The sequence below is a fragment of the Mesorhizobium sp. M0626 genome (assembly GCF_040320665.1).
In the GTDB taxonomy this organism is placed as follows: domain Bacteria; phylum Pseudomonadota; class Alphaproteobacteria; order Rhizobiales; family Rhizobiaceae; genus Mesorhizobium.
Map to the genome: position 1 here is coordinate 1 of NZ_JAMYQD010000020.1, position 23,318 is coordinate 23,318.

Here is a 23,318-nt window from a genome sequence, read left to right on the forward strand (position 1 = left end):
GGGCTGTTGATTTTTTTTCTCCATCTCCGCCGATACGGCCGGGGTCTGGGGGGTGGGTGGTGGTGGGGTGGCGCGTGCTGTGGCGCCGGGGTCGACCTGCGCAGGGCATGGTCAATTCCGGCCGGGTTCACCGCCTGCCATGTTAAGAACCCACCTCGATCACCGCCTTGATCAGCCCGGATTTCTCATGCGCCCATCTTGCGAGATCGCGCGGCGTTCCGGCCAGTGTCGTGCGGTGGGTGACAAGTTTCGCCAGCGGCACCGCGCCGTTGCGGATGGAGGCGGCGACGTGGTCGAAGTCGACTTTCAGCGCATTGCGGCTGCCGACCAGCGTCATTTCGCGCTTGTGGAATTCCGGGTCGGAAAAGACGATGTCGTCCTTGACGACACTGACCAGCACGAGCGTGCCACCATGCGCGACATGTGCGAAGGCCGACTGCACCGAGGCGGTGTTGCCGGTGGCGTCGAAGACGATGTCGAACCCTTCGCCGCCGGTTGCCTCGCGCACCAGTTCGGCTGCCGCTTTTTGTGAGCCGTCGAGCGTGGCGAAGCCAAGTTCGCCTTTTGCAAAATCCAGCCGCTCCGTGCTCATGTCGAGCAGGCTGACATCGAGCCCGGCGATGCGCGCAAATAGCGCTGCGCCAAGGCCGATCGGCCCGGCACCGATGACCAGGGTGCGGGCGCCTGGTTCGGCGCGGGCACGCCGCACGGCATGCGCGCCGATGGCGAGGAATTCCACCGCCGCCGCGTCGGCCAGCGATAGGCCGTTTGCCGGATAAAGATTCTGCGCCGGCACCAGGATCTGCTCGGCCATGGCGCCGTCGCGATGGACGCCAAGCACTTCGATCCTGACGCAGCAATTCGGCTTGCCGTGCCGGCAGGCGATGCATTTTCCGCAAGCGAGATAGGGATTGATGATGACGGGCTCGCCCACGGCAAGGTCGACATCTTCGCCGGTCTCGACGACTGTGCCTGACACCTCGTGACCCATGATGCGGGGATAGGCGAGGAACGGGTGCTTGCCTTCGAAGATGTGGTAGTCGGTGCCGCAGATGCCGACATGGCTGACGGCGACCAGCGCCCAGCCGGCAGGCGGCGCTCCTGGCGCCGGCCGGTCTTCCAGGACAAGCTCGCCGGGCGAGCGGCAGACAACAGCTTTCATTCGGCAATTCCAGTGTTCAAAAAGGCGCCGGTCCGTTGTTGAGCGGACCGACACGGAAGGTCAGGGAGGATTACTTGCCGCGACGGCGCAGGCCGTCGAAATAGACGATGATGATGATCAGTGCGCCGGTGATGATGCGCTGCCAGAACGAGTTGACGTTGAGCAGATTGGCGCCGTTGTTGATGGTGGCCAGGATGAATGCGCCGAGCAGTGGGCCATGCACCGAGCCGACGGCGCCGAACAGCGAGGTGCCGCCGATCACCGATGAGGCGATCGCCTGCAACTCCCAACCTTCGGCCTGGGTCGGGTTGCCGATGCCGATGCGCGCCGCCAGCAGCACGCCGACGAAGGCCGCGCATAGGCCCGACAGCGTGTAGGCCATGTAGATGGTGCGCTGGACATTGACGCCCGAGAGGCGCGAGGCCTCGGCATTGGATCCCACAGAGAAGAGATAGCGGCCCCAGCGGCTGTGGTGCAGGAAGATGTAGGCCGGGATACCGACCAGGATCACCATCCAGAACAGATTGGGGATGCCGACAAAGGAACTGCGCGAGAACGCGGTGAAGCTGTCGCTGTTGATGTTGATCGAATTGCCGTTGGTCATCAACAGGCCGATGCCGCGCAACGAGGTCAGCGTCGCCAGCGTGATGATGAAGGGCGGCAGGCCCATCTTGACGATGCCGAAGCCATGGAACAGGCCGATGGCAACGCCGACCAGCAGCGTCACCAGAATGGCGACCCAGATCGGGAAGCCGGCATTGATCATCATGGCGACAATGACGGTGGCGAAGCCGACCACGGCGCCGACCGAGAGGTCGATGCCGCCGGTGATGATGACGAAGGTCTGGCCGACCGCCATGATGGCGATCATCGAGCCCTGCCGCAAAAGATTGGCGATGTTGTTGGAGGAGGCGAAGCTCGGCGTCGCCACCGACAGCACGATCCAGAGCAGAACCAGCAACGCCAGAAGCGTCAGCCCGAACAGGACGTTGTAGTTCCGTTTCGGTTTTTCGATCGCGACGGTTTCGATGCTCATGGTTCCTCCCGTTTCTTGTTTTGTCAGCCGATCGCCTGCGTCAGCACGTCTTCGTGGCTGGCGGCGCGAAAGCCATGGCTGGCGACCAGTTTGCCGCGCCGGAACACGTGCAGCGTATCGGCGAGCTCATAAACCTCGGGCAGATAGGACGAGATCAGGATGATGCCGGCGCCCTTGGACAACAGTTCCCCGAACAGGCGGTAGATCTCGGCCTTGGTGCCGACATCGACGCCGACGGTCGGCTCGTCGAAGATGAACAGCTTGGCGCCGTGCGCCAGCCATTTGCCGATGACGATCTTCTGCTGGTTGCCGCCGGACAGGCTGGAGGCCAGCGCGCCGCGTGTCGGCGTCTTGATGCGGAGGCCGGCGATCTGGCGATCGGCTTCAGCCTTTTCCTTCGTGTTCGAAATCAGCAGGTTGTTGGAGATGCGCTTGTAGATCGGCAGGTTGAGGTTGAGGCCGACCGGCAGGTTCAGGCACAGGCCCTGGTCGCGGCGGCTTTCTGGCGCCAGCGCCATGCCGAGCTTGATCGCGTCGTGCTCGGAATTGATGTGGACCGGCTTGCCTTGCCAAAGGACCTGTCCGGCCGACTTCTTGTGGCGGCCATAGAGCGTGGTGACGAACTCGCTCCGCCCGGCGCCGATCAGGCCATAGAGCCCGACGATCTCGCCGGCGCGCACCGTCATCGAGACGTCTTCGAAACCCTTGCCCGACAGGTTTTTCGCTTCAACGATCACGGCACCGGGGGTGAAATGCTCCTTGTGGTAGACTTGCTCGATCGAGCGGTTGATCATCATCTTGACCAGCTCGGCGTCATTGGTCTCGGCAATGTTACGAGTGCCGACCAGTGTGCCGTCGCGCAGCACCGAGACGCGATCGGCGAGCTCGAACACCTCTTCCATGCGATGGCTGATGTAGATGATGGTGACGCCTTCGCCCTTGAGCCTGCGGATCAGCGTGAACAGCTGGTCGGCTTCCTTGCGGGTGAGATAGGCGGTCGGCTCGTCGAAGATGAGGAATTTGGTGCCGCGCACGGTGGCGCGGGCGGCGGCGATCAGCTGCTGCTGGCCGATGGTGAGGTCACCCAGCATGACATGCGCCGGCAGGTCGAAGCCGAGACCGTCGATGATCTTCTGCGCTTCCTTGACCATGGCGCGCTGCTGCAGGATGCCGAAGCGCGAATTCTCCTCGCCGAGGAACATGTTGGCGGCGACGGCGAGATGGCGACAGAGCACGACCTCCTGATGCACGGCGTTGATGCCCAGCGCCATTGCCTCGTGCGGGGTTGCCAGCGCTGCCGGCTTGCCCTCCCAGATGACATCGCCGGAGGTGCGCGGCATGACGCCGGTCAGAAGCTTGATCAAGGTGGATTTGCCGGCGCCGTTCTCGCCGACGATGGCGTGGATCTCACCTGCCTTGAAGGCAAGGTGAACGGGCTTCAGCGCATGCGTGCCGGGATAGCGCTTTTCCAGCCCGTGCAGTTCGAGGATCGTCCTGCCGGGCGCTAGCGTTGGGGCCGGGTGCAGTTCCTGCGCCATGGGCGTCATGACAATCCTCCCAGATTGGCCTTACGATTGGCACGTCGCGATGCAGTCAAGCCGCATCGTCGAGGTGATTCAAGCCGGTGGATATTCAAGCTTGTATCCGGTGTTTCCGGGGCGCGAGGCCCCGGAAAGGATTTTTGGTCGACGGGCTCAGAGCTTCGGGTTGAGCAGGGCGTCGATCTTGGGGTCTTTCATGTTTGCCTTGGTCACCAGGTTGGCGCCTGTGTCGACATTGGCCTCGACCTTCTCGCCCTTCGAGGCGGCGAGCGCGGTCTTGATGCCGTCATAGCCCATCCGGTACGGATCCTGGACGACGAGCGCGGAAATGACGCCGTCATTGAGGAACTTGATCAGCTTCTCGTCGCTGTCGAATCCGACCAGCGCCAGCTTGCCGCCAAGGTTGTTCTCGGCGACTGCCTGACCGACGCCCTGCGCCATGATCAGGTTGGACGCGAAGATGCCCTTGAGGTTCGGGTTGGCGGTGATCAGGTCGGTGGCGATGTTGAGACCGGTCGTTGCCTGGCCGTCGGCATATTTGTCGGCGACGAGCTTCAGCCCCGGATATTTCGCGGCCAGCTGCTCGGTGAAGCCCTGCTTGCGCTGCTCCAGCGAACCGGCGCCCGGCGCGTTGGTGATCAGGGCGACGTCGCCCTCGATCTTGCCGCCATTGGCTTCGCCGATGGCTGCTGCAAGACCGTCAGCGGCTACGCGTCCGCCCTGCACATTGTCGGTGGTCAGGAACGAGGTGAACGCCTTGGAGTCGGCGCCGGAGTCGATGCCGATGACCTTGACCTTGCTGGCCGCTTCATCGATCGGCTTGCCGAGCGCCTTGAATTCGGTCGGCGCGATGACGATCGCGGCCGGGTTGCCGGCGACGGCATTCTCGAGGATCGAAACCTGGCCGTTGACGTCGGTTTCAGCTTGGGCGCCGAGTTCGGGTACGTTGACGCCGAGATCCTTGCCGGCCTTGCGGGCACCGGCCAGGACGATCTGCCAGTAGAAGGATGTGGTGTCCTTGACGATGATCGGAATGGTCACGTCCGCCGCCGAAGCGGGCGCCGTGTGCAGCGTGCCTGCAAGCATCGAGGCGGCAGCAAGTGCCACCAGTGAACGGCGGTTGAGAATGCTGGTCACGAATTTCATTAGGAATCCTCCCTAGATCGCCCGGTGAAGGTTGCGGAAGCTCCATTTGGATAGGCGCGGCCCAAACAGACCTTTATCAATAAAAAACAGTTGCCGCTTTTTGATAGTGCATCGGTCCGGCCGACGCAAGCGGTGTTTCATATCGGCCTGCGCATGGCTTGGCTGAGAAGCCTCCCTGCCGATCCTCAGTGCCACGTCCAGACGCTCCCGATCCTCCTTGATCATCATGGAATATTAATTCCACCGTCGAGTCAATATGGAATATTCATTCCTTCTTGAGAACCGTGATTGTGGCGTTTCGTCAGCCGAGCTCCTGCACGATGGTGTAGGGAGTGTAGCGGGCGAATTCCGCTTGCGGCACCTGGACGTCGAACAGGTCGAGGTTGCGCGTCAGGTTGGCAGGCTTGGCCGTTCCGGTCAGCACGCTGGCCACGACAGGCTCCTGCAGCGGAAACTGCAATGCAGCCGCCGCCAGCGGATATCCGCCCTCATCAGCGATTTTCTCCATCGCGCCGACACGCTCGAGTATGTCCTGCGTCGCCGGCAGATAGTCGAAATGCGCACCGTGCACCGGTCCGGTCGCCAGGATGCCGGAGTTGAAGACGCCGCCGATGATCAGCGAAGTCTGTCGCTCACGGCATAACGGCAGCAACTCGGCTTCAGCAGAGCGGTCGAGCAGCGAATAGCGGCTGGCCAGCAGGATGCAGTCGAGCGGTGCTTCGCGCAATACGTCGAGGCAGATCTGCACCTCGTTGACGCCGAGCCCATAGGCGGAAATCACACCGGACGTTTTAAGCTCTTCCAGCGCCTTCAAGCCGCCGTCCATCAGCTGGCGAAAGTGCAGCTTCGTCTTCTCGACGCCATGTGTGTAGGTGCCGATGTCGTGCACAAACAGGATGTCTATCCGGTTCAGCCCGAGCCGGGCATAGGAGAACTCGACCGAGCGCATGATGCCGTCATAGGAGTAGTCGTAGTCGAGCGCGAAGGGCAGCGGGTCGACATAGGAATGATCGGGAACCTGGTCTTCCGGCACCGGGCGGAACAGCCGTCCGACCTTGGTCGACAGCACATAGGAATCCCGCGGCTTGTAGCGCAGGAAATCGCCGGTCCGCCGCTCCGACAGGCCGAAGCCATAGAAGGGCGCGGTGTCGAAATAGCGCAGGCCGGCATCCCAGGCTGTCTGCAGCGTCTCCATCGCCGCTTCGCGTGGACAGGCACGGTAGAGCCCGCCGATCGCCGCCCCGCCGAAGCTTATCTCGGTTACCTCGAGCGCAGTCGTGCCGATGCGGCGTTTGTCCATCCAAAGCCTCCCCTTGTGAGCCGTCGTTGCAGCCCGTTTTTTTTTCGTCGGTGGTTAGAGCGTCGCGCCGAGGTGCCACGGCACGAACTCGTTGTCGCCGTAGCCGAACGCCTCGCTCTTGGTCTTGCGGCCCGATGCCGTCTCGACGATGAGTTCGAAGAGTTCCCGGCCCATGCCGGCGATGGTCTTCTCACCCGAAGCGATGACGCCGCAATTGACGTCCATGTCCTCTTCCATCTGGTGGTACATGGTCGAGTTGGTGGCGACCTTGATCGACGGCGTCGGCCGGCAGCCGAAGCAGGAGCCGCGGCCGGTGGTGAAGACGATGATGTTGGCGCCGCCCGCCACCTGACCGGTCGCCGAGACCGGGTCGTAACCGGGCGTGTCCATGAACACCAGGCCACTGCCGGTGACCTTTTCGGCATAACCGAAGACGCCGTTGAGCGGAGTCTGGCCGCCCTTGGCGACGGCGCCCAGCGACTTTTCCAGAATGGTGGTCAGGCCGCCGCGTTTGTTGCCGGGCGAGGGGTTGTTGTCGATCGAAGCGCCGTGCTTGGCGACGTGGTCTTCCCACCATTTGACGAAACCGTCGAGTTTCTTGGCGATCTCCGGCGTTGCCGCGCGATAGGCGAGCAGATGTTCGGCGCCATAGATCTCCGTCGTCTCCGACAGGATTCCGATGCCGCCGACGCCGGCCAGGATGTCGACCGCTGCTCCCAGCGCGGGATTGGCGGTGATGCCCGACATGCCGTCGGAACCGCCGCATTGCAGGCCAACGACGATCTCCGAGACGGGGATCGGCTCGCGCTGATACTGGCCGACTTCCTCGGCGATTTCGGCGAGCACGCCCATCGCCTTTTCGACCGATTTGCGCGAACCGCCGGCGTCCTGGATGTTGAAATGGCGTTTTCCCGCCGCCGCACCCTTCTGGCCGTAAAGGGTGAGCTGGTTGACCTCGCAGCCGAGGCCGACCATCAGCGCGCCACCGAAATTCGGGTGACGGGTGTAGCCGGCGAGCGTGCGGTGCAGCACCATCATGCCGTCGCCGGTGCCGCTCATGCCGCAGCCCTGGCCATGGACGATCGGGACGAAGCCGTCGATCCCCGGATATTTCGGCAACAGCACGCGGTTGGCCTCGTCGGCAATGGCGTGGCAGACGGTGGCCGAGCAATTGACGCTGGCGATGATGCCGATGAAGTTGCGCGTGCCGGCACGGCCATCGGCGCGACGATAGCCCATGAATGTCCGGGCGCGGTCAGCTTCGGTGGCGTGCTCGGCCTCGCTCGGCGGCACCACCGGCAGGCGGCCGGATTCAAAAACCAGATTGTGCGAATGGACGTGGTCGCCGGGCGCGATGTCCTGGGTGGCGCGGCCGATGGCCTGGGCATACTTGACCACCGCCTCGCCGGCGGCGATAGGCTTGATCGCCACCTTGTGGCCGGGCTCGATCAAGGCCGTGGCGACGGCGCCGCCGGGCAGAGGGGTGCCGATCTCGATGCGGCCATTGGCGACCGCGACATTGTCGGCGGGGGACAGAAGAATGCTGTTCGAGGCGTTCACGGGCAGTTTCCTGGGTCTGTTCCTGGGGATGCGCGGATTGACACGCGTCTGTTTACATATAATGTCTTTTATCGTGAAAAAACATTTGTGCGTCAATTGTTTTTTCAGGAGGAGACCATGCGTCCGACGGATGCTTGGCTTGTGGGGAGCGGCGTCTGACACGCAGAGCGTTTTGCTTTGCCGGGTCAGCGCCAGGACATATGTGATATCGCGCTTCAAGCCAGCCACAGCAAGCGCCGGCGCGCAACGGGGCAGGGATGTCGAAGAGCAACAACGTCTACAAGGACGCTTACAACAGGGGTCTGCGGCTGCTCGATGAGAAGCTGAGCCTGCCGTCGGAGCCGGAACTGGGCACTTTGCTCGGCGTCAGCCGGACCACCGTGCGCACCATTCTGGCGCGCATGGAAGAGACCGGGCTGATCGCGTGGAACAAACGCAGCAAGACAGTGCTCAGGACGCCGAAGCCGGATGATTTCTTCCCCGAGGAGGAGACAGACACACTGGCCCAGATCATCGAGCGGTCGTTTATGCGCAGGTTGCTGGCCGGCGGTGCAGAGGCCGGCATGCAGATCAACGAGCTCGAACTGGCGCGCGAGATCGGCGTCGGCACCACCAGCGTGCGCGAGTTCCTGATCCGCTTCTCCCGCTTCGGCCTGATCGAGAAGCGGCGCAACAGCCACTGGGTGCTGAAAGGATTTACCCGTGCCTTTGCGCTCGAACTCACTGAAATCCGCGAAATGTTCGAGATACGCTCGGCGGCGGCCTTTGCCGCCTTGCCTGGGGATAGTCCGGTCTGGGCGGATCTCGACCGGCTGGAAGACGAGCACCGGCTTCTGGCCAGCGAAATCGCCATCCGCTTCAACGAATTCTCGGAGCTAGACGAGCGCTTCCACCGGCTGATCCACCGGGCGTCGCACAACCGCTTCATCGTCGATTTCTACGACGTCATCGCCATGATCTTTCACTACCACTACCAGTGGAACAAGGCGCAGGAGCGCGAACGCAACGAAGTCGCGGTTGGCGAGCATCTCGCCTACATCGCGGCGCTGAAATCGCGCGATCTCGGCAAGGTCGACGCCGCCTGCCGCAAGCATCTGAAGTCGGCACGCCACACGCTGTTGACGTCGATCCCGGAAATCGGCGGCCGCCCGGCTTCCTGAGCGCGACGTCCGAAGGGACGTTATGCGCACAAGATCTCTGCCTCATGCGTTATCCCAAACCGCTGCGCACTTTTGTGCGACATGGATCGAACGCGCCGCGTTGCCGCAGCGATGATTTAGCGATTTTCCGCCGACATGCCGCGTGCTAGATATCCACGCGTTGCTGCGTGAAGAGGCAGGTCTTTGGACTTCCGGCGTAAGAGATGGAGCATGACGGCCGCCTTTGTCGCGGCCTGTGTGCTGCTGCTCCAGTCGACGCTCGGCGTGTTTGCCTTCGGCATTGCGCCGGATGCCTCGCAACTCGACGCTTTCGGCAATGTCATCTGCAGCCATGAGGGAGCGGTCAAGCTTCCCGGCGGCGATCCGCACCAGCAGCATATGCCGGCGTGCTGCATGCTCGGCTGCAGCATGGCCTCCGTCGCCTATGCGCCGCCGGCAGGCGTCGGCCTGGCGCCGGTCAGCCAGTACTTGGAAACAGTCGCTTTTGCCCCGCCGGCAGTCAGGCATCCCGACGTCACGCGCGAGCGCTCTCCGGCCAATCCGCGCGCGCCGCCGCTTGCGGGCTGAAAACCGCCGCTCGCTTTGCGTAACCTGCGCAGGCGATAATCATCCAATGACAAACACGTTCGCAGCCCGACAACGGCGCGACCTTATATTCATGGAGCCTACCCATGTTCCGTTTTCTTCGTGCCGGCGCGTTGCACCGCAGCACCCGTTTATTCAGCACTATCGAGCAGCGTCTCGGCAGCGCCCTGTTCGCCTTTGCACTGTTGTTCGTCGGCTCCCATTCCGTCCTTGCGCATGAATTCAAGGCCGGTGACATCGAGATCGAGCATCCCTGGTCGCGCGCCACGCCGGCCGGCGCCAAGGTTGCCGGCGGCTATTTCACCATCGTCAACAAGGGCAGCGCGCCAGACCGGCTGCTATCGATTTCCTCCGACATTTCGGGCAAGGCCGAACTGCATGAAATGGGGGTGAAGGATGGCGTCATGACCATGCGCCCGGTCAGTGGTGGCCTGGATATCCCGGCGGGCGGCAAGGTCACGCTGGGTCCCGGCGCCTATCACGTGATGTTCATGGATCTGAAGCAGCCCCCTAAAGAAGGCCAGATGTTTGCCGCTACGCTGACTTTCGAGAGGGCCGGAACCGTGACCGTCGAGTTTGCCGTGCAAGCCATAGGCAGCGCGCCACCCCTGGAAGACAACGACTGACCAATTATTGCCAATCAATTTTTTCGAGAGGGACCCATCATGAACAAGCATCATTTGCCGGCCGCTGCATTCCTCGTCCTGGGGACAAGCGCTGCCTTCGGCCATATCACGCTCGAAACCCAGGAAGCGCCGGTCGGTTCGACCTACAAGGCCGTGCTGCGGGTGCCGCATGGCTGCGACGGCAAGGCGACGATTGCCGTGCGCGTGCAGATCCCGGAAGGGGTGATCGGAGTGAAGCCGATGCCGAAGCCGGGCTGGACGCTGCAGGTCAAGAAAGGCAAGTACGAGAAATCCTACCAGCTCTATGGCGAGGCGGTGACCTCGGGCGTCAAGGAAGTCGACTGGAGCGGCGGCAGCCTGCCGGATGAATTTTATGACGAGTTCGTCTTCCGCGGCACGTTGGCCGCCGATCTGCCGGCCGGGCAAAAACTCTATTTTCCGGTGGTGCAGGAATGCGATGGCGCCACCACGCGTTGGATAGAGATTCCGGCGGCTGGTCAGGATGAGGATGCGCTGGAAGATCCGGCGCCCGGCCTCAACCTGCTGCCCAAGAAATGATGCATTGGCGGCGCGCTGCCTCGAAGCGGCGCGCCACCGTTTTGGTGGATGGCATGCACGTGGCCTGTTTCCAGCGGATAGAACGGACAGCCGGCAGGTGCTTCAGCTTGCTGGCCGCGATCCTGCTGCTTGCCGTCCTTGCCACGCCAAACCAGGCCTTTGCCCATGCGGCGCTGATCAAGGCCGAGCCTGCCGACGGCGCGGTTCTGGAGCGAGCGCCGACACAATTTTCGCTGACCTTCAGCGAGCCTGTGTCGCCGCTGGTGCTGACCTTGGTGCGGCCCGACGGTACGCCCGTCGCTTTGACCTCGTTTCGGTTGAGCGACCAAACGGTTGAGATCGACAATCCACAAAAGCTCGGGCCGGGCACGCATGTCTTGAGCTGGCGGGTGATTTCCGCCGACGGCCATCCTGTCGGCGGCTCGGTGCTGTTTTCCGTTGGCGCGCCAAGTGCGGCGCCGGCGGTGGGGGAAGCTGTCGATATAGATTTGCGGTCAGCGATCTGGACCGGCAAGGTTCTTCTCTACATCGGGCTTTTCCTCGGCATTGGCGGCGCCTTCGCGCTGACATGGCTGGCGCAAGGCCAGCGCTCAGGCCAGCGCTTCGTCATTGCCGCCATCCTGTGCGGGCTGGTCGCAGCACCCCTGTCGCTCGGGTTCCAGGGGCTGGACGCGCTGGGCGCGCCACTCGCCCGGCTGGCGCAACCGGTGGTCTGGCGGACGGCGCTTGGCACCAGCTTCGGCTGGACGGTGCTGATTTCGCTGGCGGCGCTCGGGCTTGGCCTGCTGTCGTTGGTCGGATCGCGTGCCGGCGCCAGGCCGTTGGCGCTCGCCGGGCTGGCCGGTGTGGGTGCAGCCCTTGCCGCCAGCGGCCATGCCAGCGCAGCCGAACCGCAATGGCTGACGCGGCCTATGGTGTTCCTGCATGGCGCCGGCATCGCTTTCTGGGCTGGAGCATTGCTGCCGCTCGGCTTGGCGTTGAGCAGCCAATCGGTGGAAGCCGGGGCGTTCCTGCGGCGGTTTTCGCGCGCGATCATGCCCGTGGTGGTAGTGCTTGCCGCCGCCGGTGTGGTGCTCGCCATCATCCAGGTGCAGACACCGGCGGCACTGGTCAACACCGCCTATGGCCGGCTGCTGCTGATCAAGCTGGCGCTGCTGGTGTTTCTGTTCACGCTGGCGGCGGTCAATCGATGGCGGCTCACCGCCTTGGCCGAGGCCGGAGCGACGGAAGTGCGGCGACGGCTTAGCCGCTCGATCTCAGTCGAAATGCTGATCGTGCTCCTGATCTTCGGCGTTGCCGCCGGCTGGCGCTTCACGCCGCCGCCACGGGCCCTGGCAATCGCCGCGGCACAACCGACGTCGACCCATATCCACACTATGAAGGCGATGGCCGACATCGACATCACGCCCGGCCATACCGGGGAGGTCACCGCCTCCATCGTCATCATGACCGGCGATTTCGGCCCGCTCGACGCCAAGGAAGTGACGCTGGTGCTGTCCAAGCCCGATTCGGGGATCGAGCCGATCAAGCGTCCGGCGACCAAGCCAGGCGACGGCACCTGGCGCGTCGATAATCTCGTCATTCCGATTCCAGGCCGCTGGACGGCGCGGCTCGATATTCTGGTTTCGGATTTCGAAGTGGTAAAGATCGAAGCGCCGATCGATATCCGCGCCGAGTGATATTCAGCCCGCCTGCGAAGGGCGCTCAGCCGAGTTCCTGGGCTAACCCGATGAGATGCCCTTCCGGCCCGCGGATGTAGCAGAGCCGATACACGTCCTGGTAACGGACGACTTCACCGGCCAGCTGCGCGCCACGCTTGCGGAGCCTTTCAAGCGTGTCGTCGATGTCGTCCACGGTAAACATGACGCGCAGGTAGCCCAGGGCATTGACCGGGGCGTTGCGGTGATCGGCGACGACCGTCGGCGTGAGGAAGCGGGAGAGCTCGAGCCGGCTATGGCCATCCGGTGTGCGCATCATGGCAATCTCGACGTGCTGATCGCCGAGCCCGGTGACACGTCCGGCCCACTCGCCTTCGATCGTCGCCCGCCCTTCCAGTTCGAGGCCGAGCTCGCGAAAGAAGGCAATCGTCTCGTCGAGGTCATCGACGACGATTCCGACATTGTCCATCCGTTTGACTGCCATAAGTTCAACCTAACGTCATATGTTCGATCGGCAAGGCGTCGCCTGGTCACCAACTGACCCTTCCTGACTCGGTCTGACACAACGCCGACGCAACACAATTCGGCGAGGCGGTTGACGTGGCGCGAAAGGCCCGTCAATCATCTCGCCGAAAAATGGGCATCCCGAAAAACGCGGCCTCAACAAAATCCGAAAGCAGGGAAGAAACGATGGAAAAAGCCGAAATAGGCCTGATCGGCCTTGGCACAATGGGCTCCAACCTCGCGCTCAACATTGCCGAGCACGGGCACCGCATCGCCGTCTTCAACCGCACCAAGGCGCGCACCGATGCCTTCCTCGAAGGCGCCGGTTCGCTCAGGGACATGGTGGTGCCCTGCTACAGCCTGGAGGAACTGGCAGCTGCGATCAAGCCGCCGCGCCCGGTCATCATCATGGTGCTGGCCGGCAAGCCGGTCGACGAACAGATCGAAGCGCTACGCGGCGTGTTGTCTGACAACGATATCGTCATCGATGCCGGCAACGCCAATTTCCGCGATACGATGCGGCGCTTTTCGGAACTGTCGGGCTCAGGTCTCACCTTCATAGGCATGGGCGTATCCGGCGGCGAGGAAGGCGCGCGCCATGGACCGTCGATCATGGTCGGCGGCACCGAAGACTCCTGGAAGCGCGTCGAACGCGTGCTGACCGCGATCTCGGCCAAGTTCAAGGATGAACCGTGCGCTGCCTGGCTTGGCACAGACGGCGCCGGGCATTTCGTGAAAACCATCCACAACGGCATCGAATATGCCGACATGCAGATGATCGCCGAGATCTACGGCATCCTGCGTGACGGTCTCGGCATGGGGCCGAAGGAGATCGGCAAGGTCTTCGAGGACTGGAACAAGGGCCGGCTCGATTCGTATCTGATCGAGATCACCGCCAAGGTGCTGGCCGCCGACGATGCAAAGACCGGCAAGCCGGTGGTCGACATCATCCTCGACCGTGCCGGCCAGAAGGGCACCGGCAAATGGTCTGTCATCGAGGCGCAGCAGCTCGGCATTCCGGCGACGGCCATCGAGGCGGCGGTGGCGGCCCGCGTGCTGTCCTCGATCAAGGATGAGCGGCAGGCGGCCGAAAAAGCCTATGGCAATATCGGCGTCATCAAGATCTCCGGCGACAAGGCGGCACTTCTGAAAGACCTGGAGCTGGCGCTGCTCGCCGGCAAGATCGCCGCCTATGCACAAGGTTTCGCGGTGATGAGCGCCGCCTCGAAGGAGTTCAACTGGAACTTGCCGATGCCGACCATCGCCAAGATCTGGCGTGCCGGCTGTATCATCCGCTCGCAGATGCTCGACACCATGGCGGAAGCCTTCGGCTCGGGCGGCGCGTCCACCAACCTTTTGATGGCGCCGGCTTTCACCACCATGATGCAGGAGGCGCATCCGTCGCTTAGGCGCACCGTTGCCAAGGCATCGGAAGCAGGCTCGCCGGTGCCTGCACTGGCGTCGGCACTTGCCTATTTCGACAGCTACCGCCAGGGCCGCGGCACCTCGAACCTGATCCAGGCGCAGCGCGACTTCTTCGGCGCGCATGGCTTCGAGCGCATCGGCGAGCAGGGCGCTTTCCATGGGCCATGGGGAAGTGGAGCGGCCGGATAGGGTCAGGTGAGGCGGACCTCTCAGGTCGTGCCAGTCAGCCCTGATACGCGACGACGTCGCCTGGCTTGACCACAGTCTGCAAAGAGCCAGGTGCCGCGCCGCCTATCCAGCCCAGCACGGCGCGGGCAAGCTCGGTGCCGGCGAGGCGGAAATCTTCGTTGACGATCAGCAACTCCCGGCGGAACAGATGCAGCAGTTCCGACGATTGCTTGGACACGACATCGACGTCGCGGCCGAGTTTCAGGCCGGCATCCTCGATGCCGGCGACGATGGCCAGCGTTGCTGCGGCGGCGCTGCTGACGAAACCGTCCGGCCTGACGTCGCGGCGCATCAACTGCGCGGTCCGCGTCCTGATCTGATCGATCGACTGGTCGATCGAAACAGCGTTGAACGGCACTTCGCTGGCGTCGACCTCGCTCAGTGCGTCGGCAAAGCCATTGACCGTGTGGTCGTAATAGGTGAGCCCGACCGGCGGCGCTACCAGCGCCAGCCGGCGCCGGCCGACGCTGGCCAGATGGCGCACCGCTTCGGCGGCGAAGGCGTAATTGTCGAAGTCGTGATAGGGGTGGACAAGCCCCATATCGGTGCGGCCATGCGTGGCAAAGGGTATGCCACGCTCCAGCATGTAGCGGGCGCGCGGATCGTTGGGCTGCGTGCGTGAGATGATGACGCCATCGGCCGAGCCGGACTCTACCAGATACTTTACCGGGTCCAGCGGATCCTGCGAGCGCGAGTAGGGCGTGACGATCAGGTGATAGGGTGTGTCGGCAATGACCTCCGAGACGCCGTAGATGATGTCCGAGACAAAGCTCATGATCTCGCGCTCGGTATTGAGCACGAGGCTGATAACATTGGTCTTGCCAGTCCGCAGGCGCACGCCGGCGCGGTTCGGCCGGTAGCCGATCTGCCTGGCGACGAGTTGAACCCGCCGCCTGGTCTCGGCGCCGATCTCGGGTGCATCCTTGAGCGCGCGCGAGACGGTGGTGACGCCGAGCCCGGTCATGAAAGCAAGCGTTTTCAGCGTCGGCCGCTCATGCGCCGACGCCTCGTCGTCCTTCTCCGTCTGGTCCCTGTCCATTCGTCCCGCCCCGTCAGGCGCATAGCAGCCGCCGGACCAGCCGACAATCGCTTCGATGACGATGTGGCACGGTTCTTCGCCGTCAGCCTCAATATACTGAAACGTTACAGATTTCCAACATCGCTGCGCGTGGGTCTCTCAAGCCATGGTTTTGGCAGGGTTTTGGCGGCCAGAAACGTTGCGCGAGAATCAGGTTCGAGACGGTTTTCTTGCGCTGCAGCATGATTTTGCAGCGCAGCACCCGGTTTTGCGCGGAGTTTGCCGGTTTGCACGCAACGAATTTGTTCGCGCCTCGAAAAAACATTCGAGCGCGTTTATCTCAGGGGTTGCACGCACCGCATAATTGCCGTATCGAAAATCTGTAACGTTTCAGATTCTGGGAGGAACCGAAATGCGCTATAGACTTTTGACCGCTGCCCTTGCCGCGACGGCCGCGCTTCAGCTTGCCGGCCCGGCGGCCGCCACCGACCTGGAAGTCACCCATTGGTGGACGTCGGGCGGCGAGGCGGCGGCGGTTGCGGAATTCGCCAAGGCCTTCGACGCCACCGGCAATCATTGGGTCGACGGCGCCATTGCCGGATCCGGCGGCACGGCACGGCCGATCATGATCAGCCGCATCACCGGCGGCGATCCGATGGGCGCCACCCAGTTCAATCACGGCCGGCAGGCCGAAGAACTGGTGCAGGCCGGCCTGATGCGCGACCTCACCGATGTCGCCACCAAGGGCAAGTGGACGGAAATCGTGCGGCCGAAGAGCCTGCTCGACAGCTGCACCATCGACGGCAAGATCTATTGCGTGCCGGTCAATATCCACTCCTGGCAGTGGTTGTGGCTGTCGAACGAAGCCTTCGAGAAGGCCGGCGTGCCGCTGCCGAAGGACTGGAATGAATTCGTGGCGACAGCGCCCGCCCTGGAAAAGGCGGGCATCATCCCGCTCGCTGTCGGCGGACAGGCCTGGCAATCTTCCGGCGCCTTCGACGTGCTGCTGGCGGCGGTCGGCGGCACCGACGCGTTCCTTAAGGTCTACAAGGACAAGGATGCCAAGTTCGCCGCCGGGCCCGAGATCGCCAAGGTCTTCAAGGCCGCCGACGATGCCCGCAAGATGGCGAAGAACACCAATGTGCAGGACTGGAACCAGGCAACCAATCTCGTCATCACCGGCAAGGCCGGTGGCCAGATCATGGGTGACTGGGCGCAAGGCGAGTTCCAGGTTGCCGGCAAGGTCGCCGGCAAGGACTATGCCTGCTTGCCGGGCCTCGGTCTGAACGAAGTGATCGCCACCGGCGGCGACGCCTTCTATTTCCCGCTGCTCAAGGATGCCGACAAGTCCAAGGCGCAGGAGGTGTTGGCAGAGACGCTGCTCGACCCTAAGACTCAGGTCGCCTTCAATCTCAAGAAGGGCTCGCTGCCGGTGCGTGGCGACGTCGATCTCAATGCGGCGAACGACTGCATGAAGAAGGGTCTGGCCATCCTCGCCAAGGGCGCCGTCATCCCGTGGACGGACCAACTGCTTTCGCAGGATACCCAGAAGCAGAAGGAAGATCTCTTCGCCGAATTCTTCGCCAAGCCGGACCTGACCATCGAAGACGCGCAGAAGCGCTTCGCCGACCTCATCGCTTCGGCAGACTGACGTTGGAGGCAATACACCTCGCTCCCGGCCTTGCGAAAGCAGGGCCGGGATCGCACCGCCCTTACCCAGCCGGCTGACGAGATGAGCAAGAGCGAACGCCCCAACCCGCTGTTCCGCAACATCAATGCGAAGGTCGCCTCGATCCCGATGATCCTCACCGCGTCGGTGGTTTTCGTCGGCGGCACCGTCTGGACGGTGTTCTATTCCTTTACCAATTCGAAGCTGCTGCCACGGCTGAATTTCGCCGGGCTCGACCAGTATTACCGGCTGTGGGCGACGCCGCGCTGGCTGATCTCGATCGAGAACCTTTTGATCTACGGCGCGATCTCGCTGGTGTTCTCACTGGTCATCGGCTTCCTGCTTGCAGCGCTTCTCGACCAGAAGATCCGTTTCGAGGACACGTTCCGCACCATCTTCCTCTATCCGTTCGCGCTTTCCTTCATCGTCACCGGCCTGGTCTGGCAGTGGCTGCTCAATCCGGATTTCGGCATCCAGCATGTGGTGCGGGACCTCGGCTGGACGAGCTTCAACTTCGACCCGCTCTACAATTCCAGCATCGTCATCTACGGCATTTCGATTGCGGCGCTGTGGCAAGGCACCGGGCTCATCATGTGCTTGATGCTGGCCGGCCTGCGCGGCATCGACGAGGACATCTGGAAGGCGGCGCGGGTAGACGGGATCCCGATGTGGAAGACCTATCTGTTCATCGTCATCCCGATGATGCGGCCGGTTTTCATCACCACGCTGGTCATCATCGCGTCGGGCATCGTCAAGGTCTACGACCTCGTTGTCGCCCAGACCAGCGGCGGCCCCGGAATCGCCTCCGAAGTGCCGGCCAAATATGTCTACGACTACATGTTCTTCGCACAGAATCTTGGCCAGGGCTTTGCCGCCTCGACCATGATGCTGCTCTCGGTGGTGATCGTCGTCGTGCCGTGGGCCTACCTTGAATTTGGAGGCAGGAAGCGTGGCTGACCCGGCCGTCCCTTTGCCCGCCAGCGCGGGTGCCGCCGAGCGCGAAGCCTCCGGGCCGCGCGGGCCGAAGCCGCGGCATGTCTTCTCGCGCCGCAATATCTTCCTCTATGGCACGCTGATCGTGGTGGCGGTCTACTATCTGCTGCCGCTCTACGTGATGGTCGTAACCTCGCTCAAGGGCATGCCCGAGATACGGATGGGCAATATCTTCTCGCCGCCGCTCGAAATCACGTTCGAACCGTGGGTGAAGGCGTGGGCGACCGCCTGCACCGGCCTCAATTGCGACGGGCTTTCGCGCGGCTTCTGGAATTCGGTGCGCATCACCGTGCCGTCGGTGCTGCTGTCGATCGCGATCGCCTCGGTGAACGGCTATGCGCTCGCCAACTGGCGCTTCAAGGGCGCCGACACATTCTTCGTCATCCTGATCGTCGGCGCCTTCATCCCCTATCAGGTGATGATCTATCCGATCGTCATCATCCTGCGCGAGATCGGCCTCTACGGCAGCCTCAGCGGCCTGGTGATCGTCCATTCCATCTTCGGCATGCCGATCCTCACGCTTTTGTTCCGCAACTATTTTGCCTCGATGCCGGAAGAGCTGTTCAGGGCGGCACGGGTCGACGGCGCCGGCTTCTGGGGCATCTTCCTGCGGATCATGGCGCCGATGTCGCTGCCGATCTTCGTCGTCGCCATCATCCTGCAGGTGACCGGCATCTGGAACGACTTCCTGTTCGGCGTCGTCTACACCCGCCCCGACACCTATCCGATGACGGTGCAGCTCAACAACATCGTCAATTCGGTGCAAGGCGTGAAGGAGTACAACGTCAACATGGCCGCCACCATCCTGACCGGCCTTGTGCCACTCATCGTCTACTTCATTTCCGGCAAGCTTTTCGTGCGCGGCATCGCCGCCGGTGCGGTGAAAGGGTGATGGCGATGACGGCAGCCAACGGCACCAGCGTTTCGATCCAGGACCTGTCCCTGAACTTCGGCTCTGTATCGGTGCTGCAGACCCTCAATCTCGAGGTCGCAGAGGGCGAGTTCATCGTGCTGCTCGGTCCCTCGGGCTGCGGCAAGTCGACCTTGCTCAACTGCATCGCCGGGCTGCTCGATATTTCCGAAGGCCGCATCTTCATCAAGGGCAAGAACGTCACCTGGGAAGAGCCCAAGGATCGCGGCATCGGCATGGTGTTCCAGTCCTATGCGCTTTATCCGCAAATGACGGTGGAGAAGAACCTGTCGTTCGGCCTGCGCGTTGCCGGCGTGCCCAGGGACGAGATCGCCAAGCGCATCGCCCGCGCCGCCGAGATCCTGCAGATCGAGCCGCTTTTGCAGCGCAAGCCCGCGGCCTTGTCCGGCGGCCAACGCCAGCGCGTGGCGATCGGGCGGGCGCTGGTGCGCGACGTCGACGTCTTCCTGTTCGACGAGCCACTATCCAATCTCGACGCCAAGCTGCGCTCGGAACTGCGCGTCGAAATCAAGCTTCTGCATCGCAAGCTGCAGAACACCATGATCTACGTCACCCACGACCAGATCGAGGCGATGACGCTGGCCGACCGTATCGCGGTCATGCGCGGCGGCGTCATCCAGCAGCTTGACGCGCCGCAGACGATCTATAACCGGCCGGTCAACCGGTTTGTCGCCGGCTTCCTCGGCTCGCCGGCGATGAATTTCCTCGAAGGGGAGCTGGAGGCCAGTGCTGCTCCAGTGTTCAGGACCGACGGTGTTTCGGTGCCGCTCGATCGCTATACCTTTGACGGCACGGAGCGCCCGGCCGGCGCTTGCGTGCTGGGCATCCGGCCTGAACATATCGCTTTCGGTGACGCGGCTAAGTCGATGCCGTTTTCCGCCGGCGGTTCGGTCGAGATCGTGGAGCCGATGGGTTCCGACACGCTGGTGTGGACGAAGCTTGCCGGCCGCAACCTCTCCTTCCGCGTCGAGGCGGAACGGACGCTGCGCAGCGGCGATCCGATCCAGTTCGGTTTCGATCCGGCGCGCGCCTCGCTGTTCGACGCTGCGACCGGCAATCGCCTGTGACCCTCTAGAATCATCCGCAAACCATCCTCCCAAGAACGATCCCCCTAAAACGATCTCGCGAAAACGATCCCCCGAAAACATCCCCAAGCCTTAACCACCCAAGAAACGGACAGAGACGATGAACTGGTCATTCCAACTCTACAGCGCCCGCAATTTCAAGCCGTGGGACGGCATCCTGAAAATGCTTGGTAAGCTCGGCTACAAGGAAGTCGAAGGTTTCGGCGGCGTCTATGACGACCCCAAGGCGTTCCGCGCCGAACTCGACAAGAACGGGCTTTCGATGCCGACCGGACATTTCTCGATCGATGCGCTGGAGAATGATTTCGACGGCGTACGCAAAACAGCCGACGCACTCGGCATCACGCTCGTCATCTGTCCCTATCTGCTGGCCGAGCAGCGGCCGGCCGACGCTGCCGGCTGGCGCGGCTTTGGCGAGCGTCTGGCCAAGGTCGGCGAGACCGCAAAAAAAGCCGGCTACGGCTTTGCCTGGCACAACCATGATTTCGAGTTCAAGACACTCGCCGACGGCTCGGTGCCGCAGGATCACATCCTGTCGGCTGCGCCCGACATCGGCTGGGAGATGGACGTCGCCTGGGTAGTCCGCGGCGGCGTTGATCCGCTGCCGTGGATCGAAAAGCACGGCAAGCGCATCAGCGCCGTCCATGTCAAGGACATGGCCAAGTCAGGCGAAGGCCTTGACGAGGACGGCTGGGCGGATGTCGGCCACGGCACCATCGACTGGGCCGGCCTGATCAAGACACTTCGGGCGAAGAGCGCGGCCAAATATTACGTGATGGAACAGGACAACCCCAACGACATCGAGCGCTTCGCCAGCCGCTCGCTCGCATCCGTCAAGGCTTACTAGGAACAATCATCATGGCAAAGAAACTGGGTATCGGCATCATCGGCTGCGGCAACATCTCGAAAGCGTATTTCTCGCTGGCGCCTCTGTTTCGCGGCATCGAGATGCGCGCCTGCGCCGACATCAACATGGACGCGGCCAAGGCACGGGCGAAGGAGTTCAAGCTGCGCGCCGAGACCGTCGAAGAACTGCTCAAGGATGACGAGATCGACATCGTCGTCAACCTCACCATCCCGGCGGTGCACTACGGGGTGTCGAAGCAGATCCTCGATGCCGGCAAGCACGTCTATTCGGAAAAGCCGTTCGTGCTGTCGGTCAAGGAAGGCCTCGACCTCAAGAGCCGGGCCGAGAAGAAAGGGCTGCGCATCGGTTCGGCTCCGGACACTTTCCTCGGCGGCGCGCACCAGCTGGTGCGCAACCTCATCGACACCGGCGCGCTCGGCAAGATCACCAGCGGCACCTGTCATGTGATGGGCCACGGCATGGAGCACTGGCACCCCAATCCCGATTTCTTCTTCCAGCCGGGCGCCGGGCCGGTGCTCGACATCGGGCCCTACTACATCACCAACCTGATCCAGCTGATCGGGCCGGTGAAGCAGGTGGCGGCCTTCGCGACGACGCCTGCCAAGGAACGCACGATCTCGTCGAAACCGCGCGCGGGCGAAAAAATCCCGGTGAACACGCCGACGACGATCCACGGCCTGCTGGAGTTCGAGAACGGCGCCGTGATCACGCTCAACACCAGCTGGGACGTCTGGGCGCATGGTCACGCGCCGATGGAACTCTATGGCGAGACGGGCACGGTGTTCGTGCCGGATCCGAATTTCTTCGGTGGCGACGTGCGCATAACCAAGGCGGCAAAACCGGTGAAGAAACTGCCGAAATGGCAGCATCCGTTCGGCGTGCCCAACGAAATGCACGGCCAGGGCATGATGGCCAACTACCGCACCGCAGGCCTTGCCGACATGGCGCTGGCGATCGCCGAGGGCCGGCCGCATCGTTGCTCGATGGAGCTCGCGCTGCATGCCGTCGATGTCATGACCGGCCTGTTGCGGTCGGGCGAGACCGGCAAGTTCGTCGCCATGCAGACCAGCTGCGAGCGGCCGGCTGCACTCGGCGTCAAGGACGCAAAAGGACTGTTGGCGAAGCAGAAATGAGGTAGAAGGGTGTCGGCGCGCTCGCGCCGACACCCATACAATCCAGGATCTGTACCCATGCGCTGGCAGCCGGCTGAACACCGCTATGAGAAAATGCTCTACAACAGATGTGGGCGATCCGGCCTGAAACTGCCGGCGATCTCGCTCGGCCTGTGGCACAATTTCGGCAACGACACGCCGCACAAGACCAAGCAGGCGATCGCGCGCAAGGCCTTCGATCTCGGCATCACCCATTTCGATCTCGCCAACAATTACGGCCCGCCGCCCGGCTCGGCCGAGATCGCCTTCGGCGAGATATTGCGCACCGACTTCGCCGGCTATCGGGACGAGCTGATCATCTCGACCAAGGCGGGCTATGAGATGTGGGCAGGGCCTTATGGCGAATGGGGCAGCCGCAAATATGTGCTGGCGAGCCTCGACCAGAGCCTGAAGCGGATGGGGCTCGACTATGTCGACATCTTCTATTCGCACCGCTTCGATCCGGATACGCCGCTTGAGGAAACGATGGGCGCTCTCGACCATGCGGTGCGTTCCGGCAAGGCGCTCTATGCCGGCATTTCGTCCTACAATTCGCAGCGCACGCGCGAGGCGGCCGACATATTGAAGCAGCTCGGCACGCCTTGCATCATCCATCAGCCGAGCTATTCGATGCTCAACCGCTGGGTCGAAGAGGACGGACTGCTCGATACGCTGGAAGGGCTCGGTGTCGGATCGATCGTGTTCTCGCCGCTGGCGCAAGGCATGCTGACCGACAAATATCTCGGCGGCATCCCCGAGGGCAGCCGCGCCAGCCAAGGCAAGTCGCTGCGGCCCGCCTTCATCAACGAAAAGACCATCGCCAACATCCAGGCGCTGAACGCGATCGCCGGCAAGCGTGGCCAGACGCTGGCGCAGATGGCGCTAGCCTGGGTGCTGCGCAAGGGCCGGGTGACCTCGGCGCTGATCGGCGCCAGCCGGCCCGAACAGGTCGAGGACTGCGTCGGCGCGCTCAAGGTGCTCGACTTCAGCGATGCCGAGCTCGCCGAAATCGACACTTACGCACGCGAGTCCGACATCAATCTGTGGGCGGCTTCGACGGAGCGCAAGGGACCGCCACGGAAGTAAGCGGAACAGCCGGCACAGGACATGAATC

22 protein-coding genes are annotated in these 23,318 nt (G+C 62.9%); 13 read left to right on the forward strand and 9 right to left on the reverse strand.

Annotation, left to right across the window (positions count from 1 at the left end):
- Positions 1 to 142: 142 nt before the first annotated feature.
- The 7 genes from NKI37_RS24625 to NKI37_RS24655 form a co-directional block, all read right to left on the reverse strand.
- Positions 143 to 1,162 (reverse strand): zinc-binding alcohol dehydrogenase family protein, encoded by a 1,020-nt coding sequence (locus tag NKI37_RS24625; RefSeq protein WP_352788344.1) that lies wholly within the window; start codon positions 1,160 to 1,162, stop codon positions 143 to 145.
- A gap of 70 nt (positions 1,163 to 1,232) precedes the next feature.
- Positions 1,233 to 2,198, reverse strand: a complete 966-nt coding sequence (locus NKI37_RS24630; protein WP_023683015.1) for an ABC transporter permease — start codon at positions 2,196 to 2,198, stop codon at positions 1,233 to 1,235.
- A 23-nt stretch (positions 2,199 to 2,221) separates the two neighbouring features.
- Positions 2,222 to 3,745 carry a sugar ABC transporter ATP-binding protein gene (locus tag NKI37_RS24635; RefSeq protein WP_352788347.1) on the reverse strand — a complete coding sequence of 508 codons (1,524 nt, stop codon included), beginning with the start codon at positions 3,743 to 3,745 and terminating at the stop codon, positions 2,222 to 2,224.
- A 147-nt stretch (positions 3,746 to 3,892) separates the two neighbouring features.
- Positions 3,893 to 4,885, reverse strand: coding sequence for an ABC transporter substrate-binding protein (locus NKI37_RS24640; RefSeq protein WP_023728566.1), 993 nt, complete (start codon positions 4,883 to 4,885; stop codon positions 3,893 to 3,895).
- A 12-nt stretch (positions 4,886 to 4,897) separates the two neighbouring features.
- Complete coding sequence (locus NKI37_RS24645) at positions 4,898 to 5,113, reverse strand: hypothetical protein (protein ID WP_023728565.1); 216 nt, start codon at positions 5,111 to 5,113, stop codon at positions 4,898 to 4,900.
- 73 nt (positions 5,114 to 5,186) lie between these two features.
- Positions 5,187 to 6,185 (reverse strand): aldo/keto reductase, encoded by a 999-nt coding sequence (locus NKI37_RS24650; protein ID WP_352788349.1) that lies wholly within the window; start codon positions 6,183 to 6,185, stop codon positions 5,187 to 5,189.
- A 54-nt stretch (positions 6,186 to 6,239) separates the two neighbouring features.
- Complete coding sequence (locus NKI37_RS24655; protein ID WP_023683018.1) at positions 6,240 to 7,745, reverse strand: UxaA family hydrolase; 1,506 nt, start codon at positions 7,743 to 7,745, stop codon at positions 6,240 to 6,242.
- A gap of 257 nt (positions 7,746 to 8,002) precedes the next feature.
- On the opposite strand from NKI37_RS24655, the gene NKI37_RS24660 reads away from it, so the two are divergent.
- The 5 genes from NKI37_RS24660 (at position 8,003) to NKI37_RS24680 (ending at position 12,353) form a co-directional block, all read left to right on the forward strand.
- Complete coding sequence (locus tag NKI37_RS24660; RefSeq protein ID WP_352788351.1) at positions 8,003 to 8,905, forward strand: GntR family transcriptional regulator; 903 nt, start codon at positions 8,003 to 8,005, stop codon at positions 8,903 to 8,905.
- Between the two features lie 210 nt (positions 8,906 to 9,115).
- On the forward strand, positions 9,116 to 9,472 hold the full coding sequence (locus NKI37_RS24665) for a DUF2946 family protein (protein ID WP_023728562.1): 357 nt from the start codon (positions 9,116 to 9,118) through the stop codon (positions 9,470 to 9,472).
- Positions 9,473 to 9,576: 104 nt separating this feature from the next.
- Entirely contained in the window at positions 9,577 to 10,116 is a 540-nt protein-coding gene (locus NKI37_RS24670; protein WP_023704234.1) for a copper chaperone PCu(A)C, read from the forward strand.
- Between the two features lie 39 nt (positions 10,117 to 10,155).
- A complete protein-coding gene (locus NKI37_RS24675) occupies positions 10,156 to 10,674 on the forward strand; it encodes a YcnI family copper-binding membrane protein (RefSeq protein ID WP_352463284.1) in 519 nt (172 codons plus the stop codon).
- 53 nt (positions 10,675 to 10,727) lie between these two features.
- On the forward strand, positions 10,728 to 12,353 hold the full coding sequence (locus tag NKI37_RS24680; protein WP_352788354.1) for a copper resistance CopC/CopD family protein: 1,626 nt from the start codon (positions 10,728 to 10,730) through the stop codon (positions 12,351 to 12,353).
- Positions 12,354 to 12,378: 25 nt separating this feature from the next.
- On the opposite strand, the gene NKI37_RS24685 is transcribed toward NKI37_RS24680, so the two are convergent.
- On the reverse strand, positions 12,379 to 12,816 hold the full coding sequence (locus tag NKI37_RS24685; protein ID WP_023692002.1) for a VOC family protein: 438 nt from the start codon (positions 12,814 to 12,816) through the stop codon (positions 12,379 to 12,381).
- A gap of 206 nt (positions 12,817 to 13,022) precedes the next feature.
- Here NKI37_RS24685 and gnd point away from each other — a divergent pair, with 206 nt between their 5' ends.
- Positions 13,023 to 14,450: an NADP-dependent phosphogluconate dehydrogenase gene (gnd, locus tag NKI37_RS24690; RefSeq protein WP_352788357.1), complete on the forward strand. Its 1,428-nt coding sequence runs from the start codon at positions 13,023 to 13,025 to the stop codon at positions 14,448 to 14,450.
- Between the two features lie 34 nt (positions 14,451 to 14,484).
- Here the strand turns inward: gnd and NKI37_RS24695 are convergent, their stop codons facing one another.
- Positions 14,485 to 15,528 (reverse strand): LacI family transcriptional regulator, encoded by a 1,044-nt coding sequence (locus NKI37_RS24695; RefSeq protein WP_023683027.1) that lies wholly within the window; start codon positions 15,526 to 15,528, stop codon positions 14,485 to 14,487.
- 391 nt (positions 15,529 to 15,919) lie between these two features.
- Here NKI37_RS24695 and NKI37_RS24700 point away from each other — a divergent pair, with 391 nt between their 5' ends.
- From NKI37_RS24700 to mgrA, 7 genes are all read left to right on the forward strand, one after another.
- The gene (locus NKI37_RS24700; RefSeq protein ID WP_023835023.1) at positions 15,920 to 17,158 is read left to right on the forward strand and encodes an ABC transporter substrate-binding protein; all 1,239 of its coding nucleotides are present in this window, start codon (positions 15,920 to 15,922) and stop codon (positions 17,156 to 17,158) included.
- 81 nt (positions 17,159 to 17,239) lie between these two features.
- Positions 17,240 to 18,133 (forward strand): carbohydrate ABC transporter permease, encoded by an 894-nt coding sequence (locus NKI37_RS24705; RefSeq protein WP_023683029.1) that lies wholly within the window; start codon positions 17,240 to 17,242, stop codon positions 18,131 to 18,133.
- Positions 18,126 to 19,061, forward strand: coding sequence for a carbohydrate ABC transporter permease (locus NKI37_RS24710; RefSeq protein ID WP_023669802.1), 936 nt, complete (start codon positions 18,126 to 18,128; stop codon positions 19,059 to 19,061). Before NKI37_RS24705 ends, NKI37_RS24710 begins: the two co-directional genes overlap by 8 nt.
- A gap of 5 nt (positions 19,062 to 19,066) precedes the next feature.
- A complete protein-coding gene (locus tag NKI37_RS24715) occupies positions 19,067 to 20,167 on the forward strand; it encodes an ABC transporter ATP-binding protein (RefSeq protein ID WP_023728557.1) in 1,101 nt (366 codons plus the stop codon).
- 118 nt (positions 20,168 to 20,285) lie between these two features.
- Positions 20,286 to 21,032: a sugar phosphate isomerase/epimerase family protein gene (locus NKI37_RS24720; RefSeq protein WP_352788360.1), complete on the forward strand. Its 747-nt coding sequence runs from the start codon at positions 20,286 to 20,288 to the stop codon at positions 21,030 to 21,032.
- Positions 21,033 to 21,043: 11 nt separating this feature from the next.
- Positions 21,044 to 22,186 (forward strand): Gfo/Idh/MocA family protein, encoded by a 1,143-nt coding sequence (locus NKI37_RS24725; RefSeq protein ID WP_352788362.1) that lies wholly within the window; start codon positions 21,044 to 21,046, stop codon positions 22,184 to 22,186.
- 57 nt (positions 22,187 to 22,243) lie between these two features.
- Positions 22,244 to 23,290 (forward strand): L-glyceraldehyde 3-phosphate reductase, encoded by a 1,047-nt coding sequence (gene mgrA, locus NKI37_RS24730; RefSeq protein ID WP_352788364.1) that lies wholly within the window; start codon positions 22,244 to 22,246, stop codon positions 23,288 to 23,290.
- Positions 23,291 to 23,318 lie beyond the last annotated feature (28 nt).

Bases quoted from the DNA above. Each gene is read 5' to 3' on its own strand.
- NKI37_RS24720 (WP_352788360.1), top strand. From the start codon at position 20,286: ATGAACTGGTCATTCCAACTCTACAGCGCCCGCAATTTCAAGCCGTGG.
- NKI37_RS24640 (WP_023728566.1), bottom strand. From the start codon at position 4,885: ATGAAATTCGTGACCAGCATTCTCAACCGCCGTTCACTGGTGGCACTT.
- NKI37_RS24725 (WP_352788362.1), top strand. From the start codon at position 21,044: ATGGCAAAGAAACTGGGTATCGGCATCATCGGCTGCGGCAACATCTCG.
- mgrA (WP_352788364.1), top strand. From the start codon at position 22,244: ATGCGCTGGCAGCCGGCTGAACACCGCTATGAGAAAATGCTCTACAAC.
- gnd (WP_352788357.1), top strand. From the start codon at position 13,023: ATGGAAAAAGCCGAAATAGGCCTGATCGGCCTTGGCACAATGGGCTCC.
- NKI37_RS24650 (WP_352788349.1), bottom strand. From the start codon at position 6,185: ATGGACAAACGCCGCATCGGCACGACTGCGCTCGAGGTAACCGAGATA.
- NKI37_RS24695 (WP_023683027.1), bottom strand. From the start codon at position 15,528: ATGGACAGGGACCAGACGGAGAAGGACGACGAGGCGTCGGCGCATGAG.
- NKI37_RS24685 (WP_023692002.1), bottom strand. From the start codon at position 12,816: ATGGCAGTCAAACGGATGGACAATGTCGGAATCGTCGTCGATGACCTC.
- NKI37_RS24680 (WP_352788354.1), top strand. From the start codon at position 10,728: ATGCACGTGGCCTGTTTCCAGCGGATAGAACGGACAGCCGGCAGGTGC.
- NKI37_RS24665 (WP_023728562.1), top strand. From the start codon at position 9,116: ATGACGGCCGCCTTTGTCGCGGCCTGTGTGCTGCTGCTCCAGTCGACG.
- NKI37_RS24660 (WP_352788351.1), top strand. From the start codon at position 8,003: ATGTCGAAGAGCAACAACGTCTACAAGGACGCTTACAACAGGGGTCTG.
- NKI37_RS24705 (WP_023683029.1), top strand. From the start codon at position 17,240: ATGAGCAAGAGCGAACGCCCCAACCCGCTGTTCCGCAACATCAATGCG.
- NKI37_RS24635 (WP_352788347.1), bottom strand. From the start codon at position 3,745: ATGACGCCCATGGCGCAGGAACTGCACCCGGCCCCAACGCTAGCGCCC.
- NKI37_RS24670 (WP_023704234.1), top strand. From the start codon at position 9,577: ATGTTCCGTTTTCTTCGTGCCGGCGCGTTGCACCGCAGCACCCGTTTA.
- NKI37_RS24700 (WP_023835023.1), top strand. From the start codon at position 15,920: ATGCGCTATAGACTTTTGACCGCTGCCCTTGCCGCGACGGCCGCGCTT.
- NKI37_RS24675 (WP_352463284.1), top strand. From the start codon at position 10,156: ATGAACAAGCATCATTTGCCGGCCGCTGCATTCCTCGTCCTGGGGACA.
- NKI37_RS24645 (WP_023728565.1), bottom strand. From the start codon at position 5,113: ATGATGATCAAGGAGGATCGGGAGCGTCTGGACGTGGCACTGAGGATC.
- NKI37_RS24630 (WP_023683015.1), bottom strand. From the start codon at position 2,198: ATGAGCATCGAAACCGTCGCGATCGAAAAACCGAAACGGAACTACAAC.
- NKI37_RS24625 (WP_352788344.1), bottom strand. From the start codon at position 1,162: ATGAAAGCTGTTGTCTGCCGCTCGCCCGGCGAGCTTGTCCTGGAAGAC.
- NKI37_RS24715 (WP_023728557.1), top strand. From the start codon at position 19,067: ATGACGGCAGCCAACGGCACCAGCGTTTCGATCCAGGACCTGTCCCTG.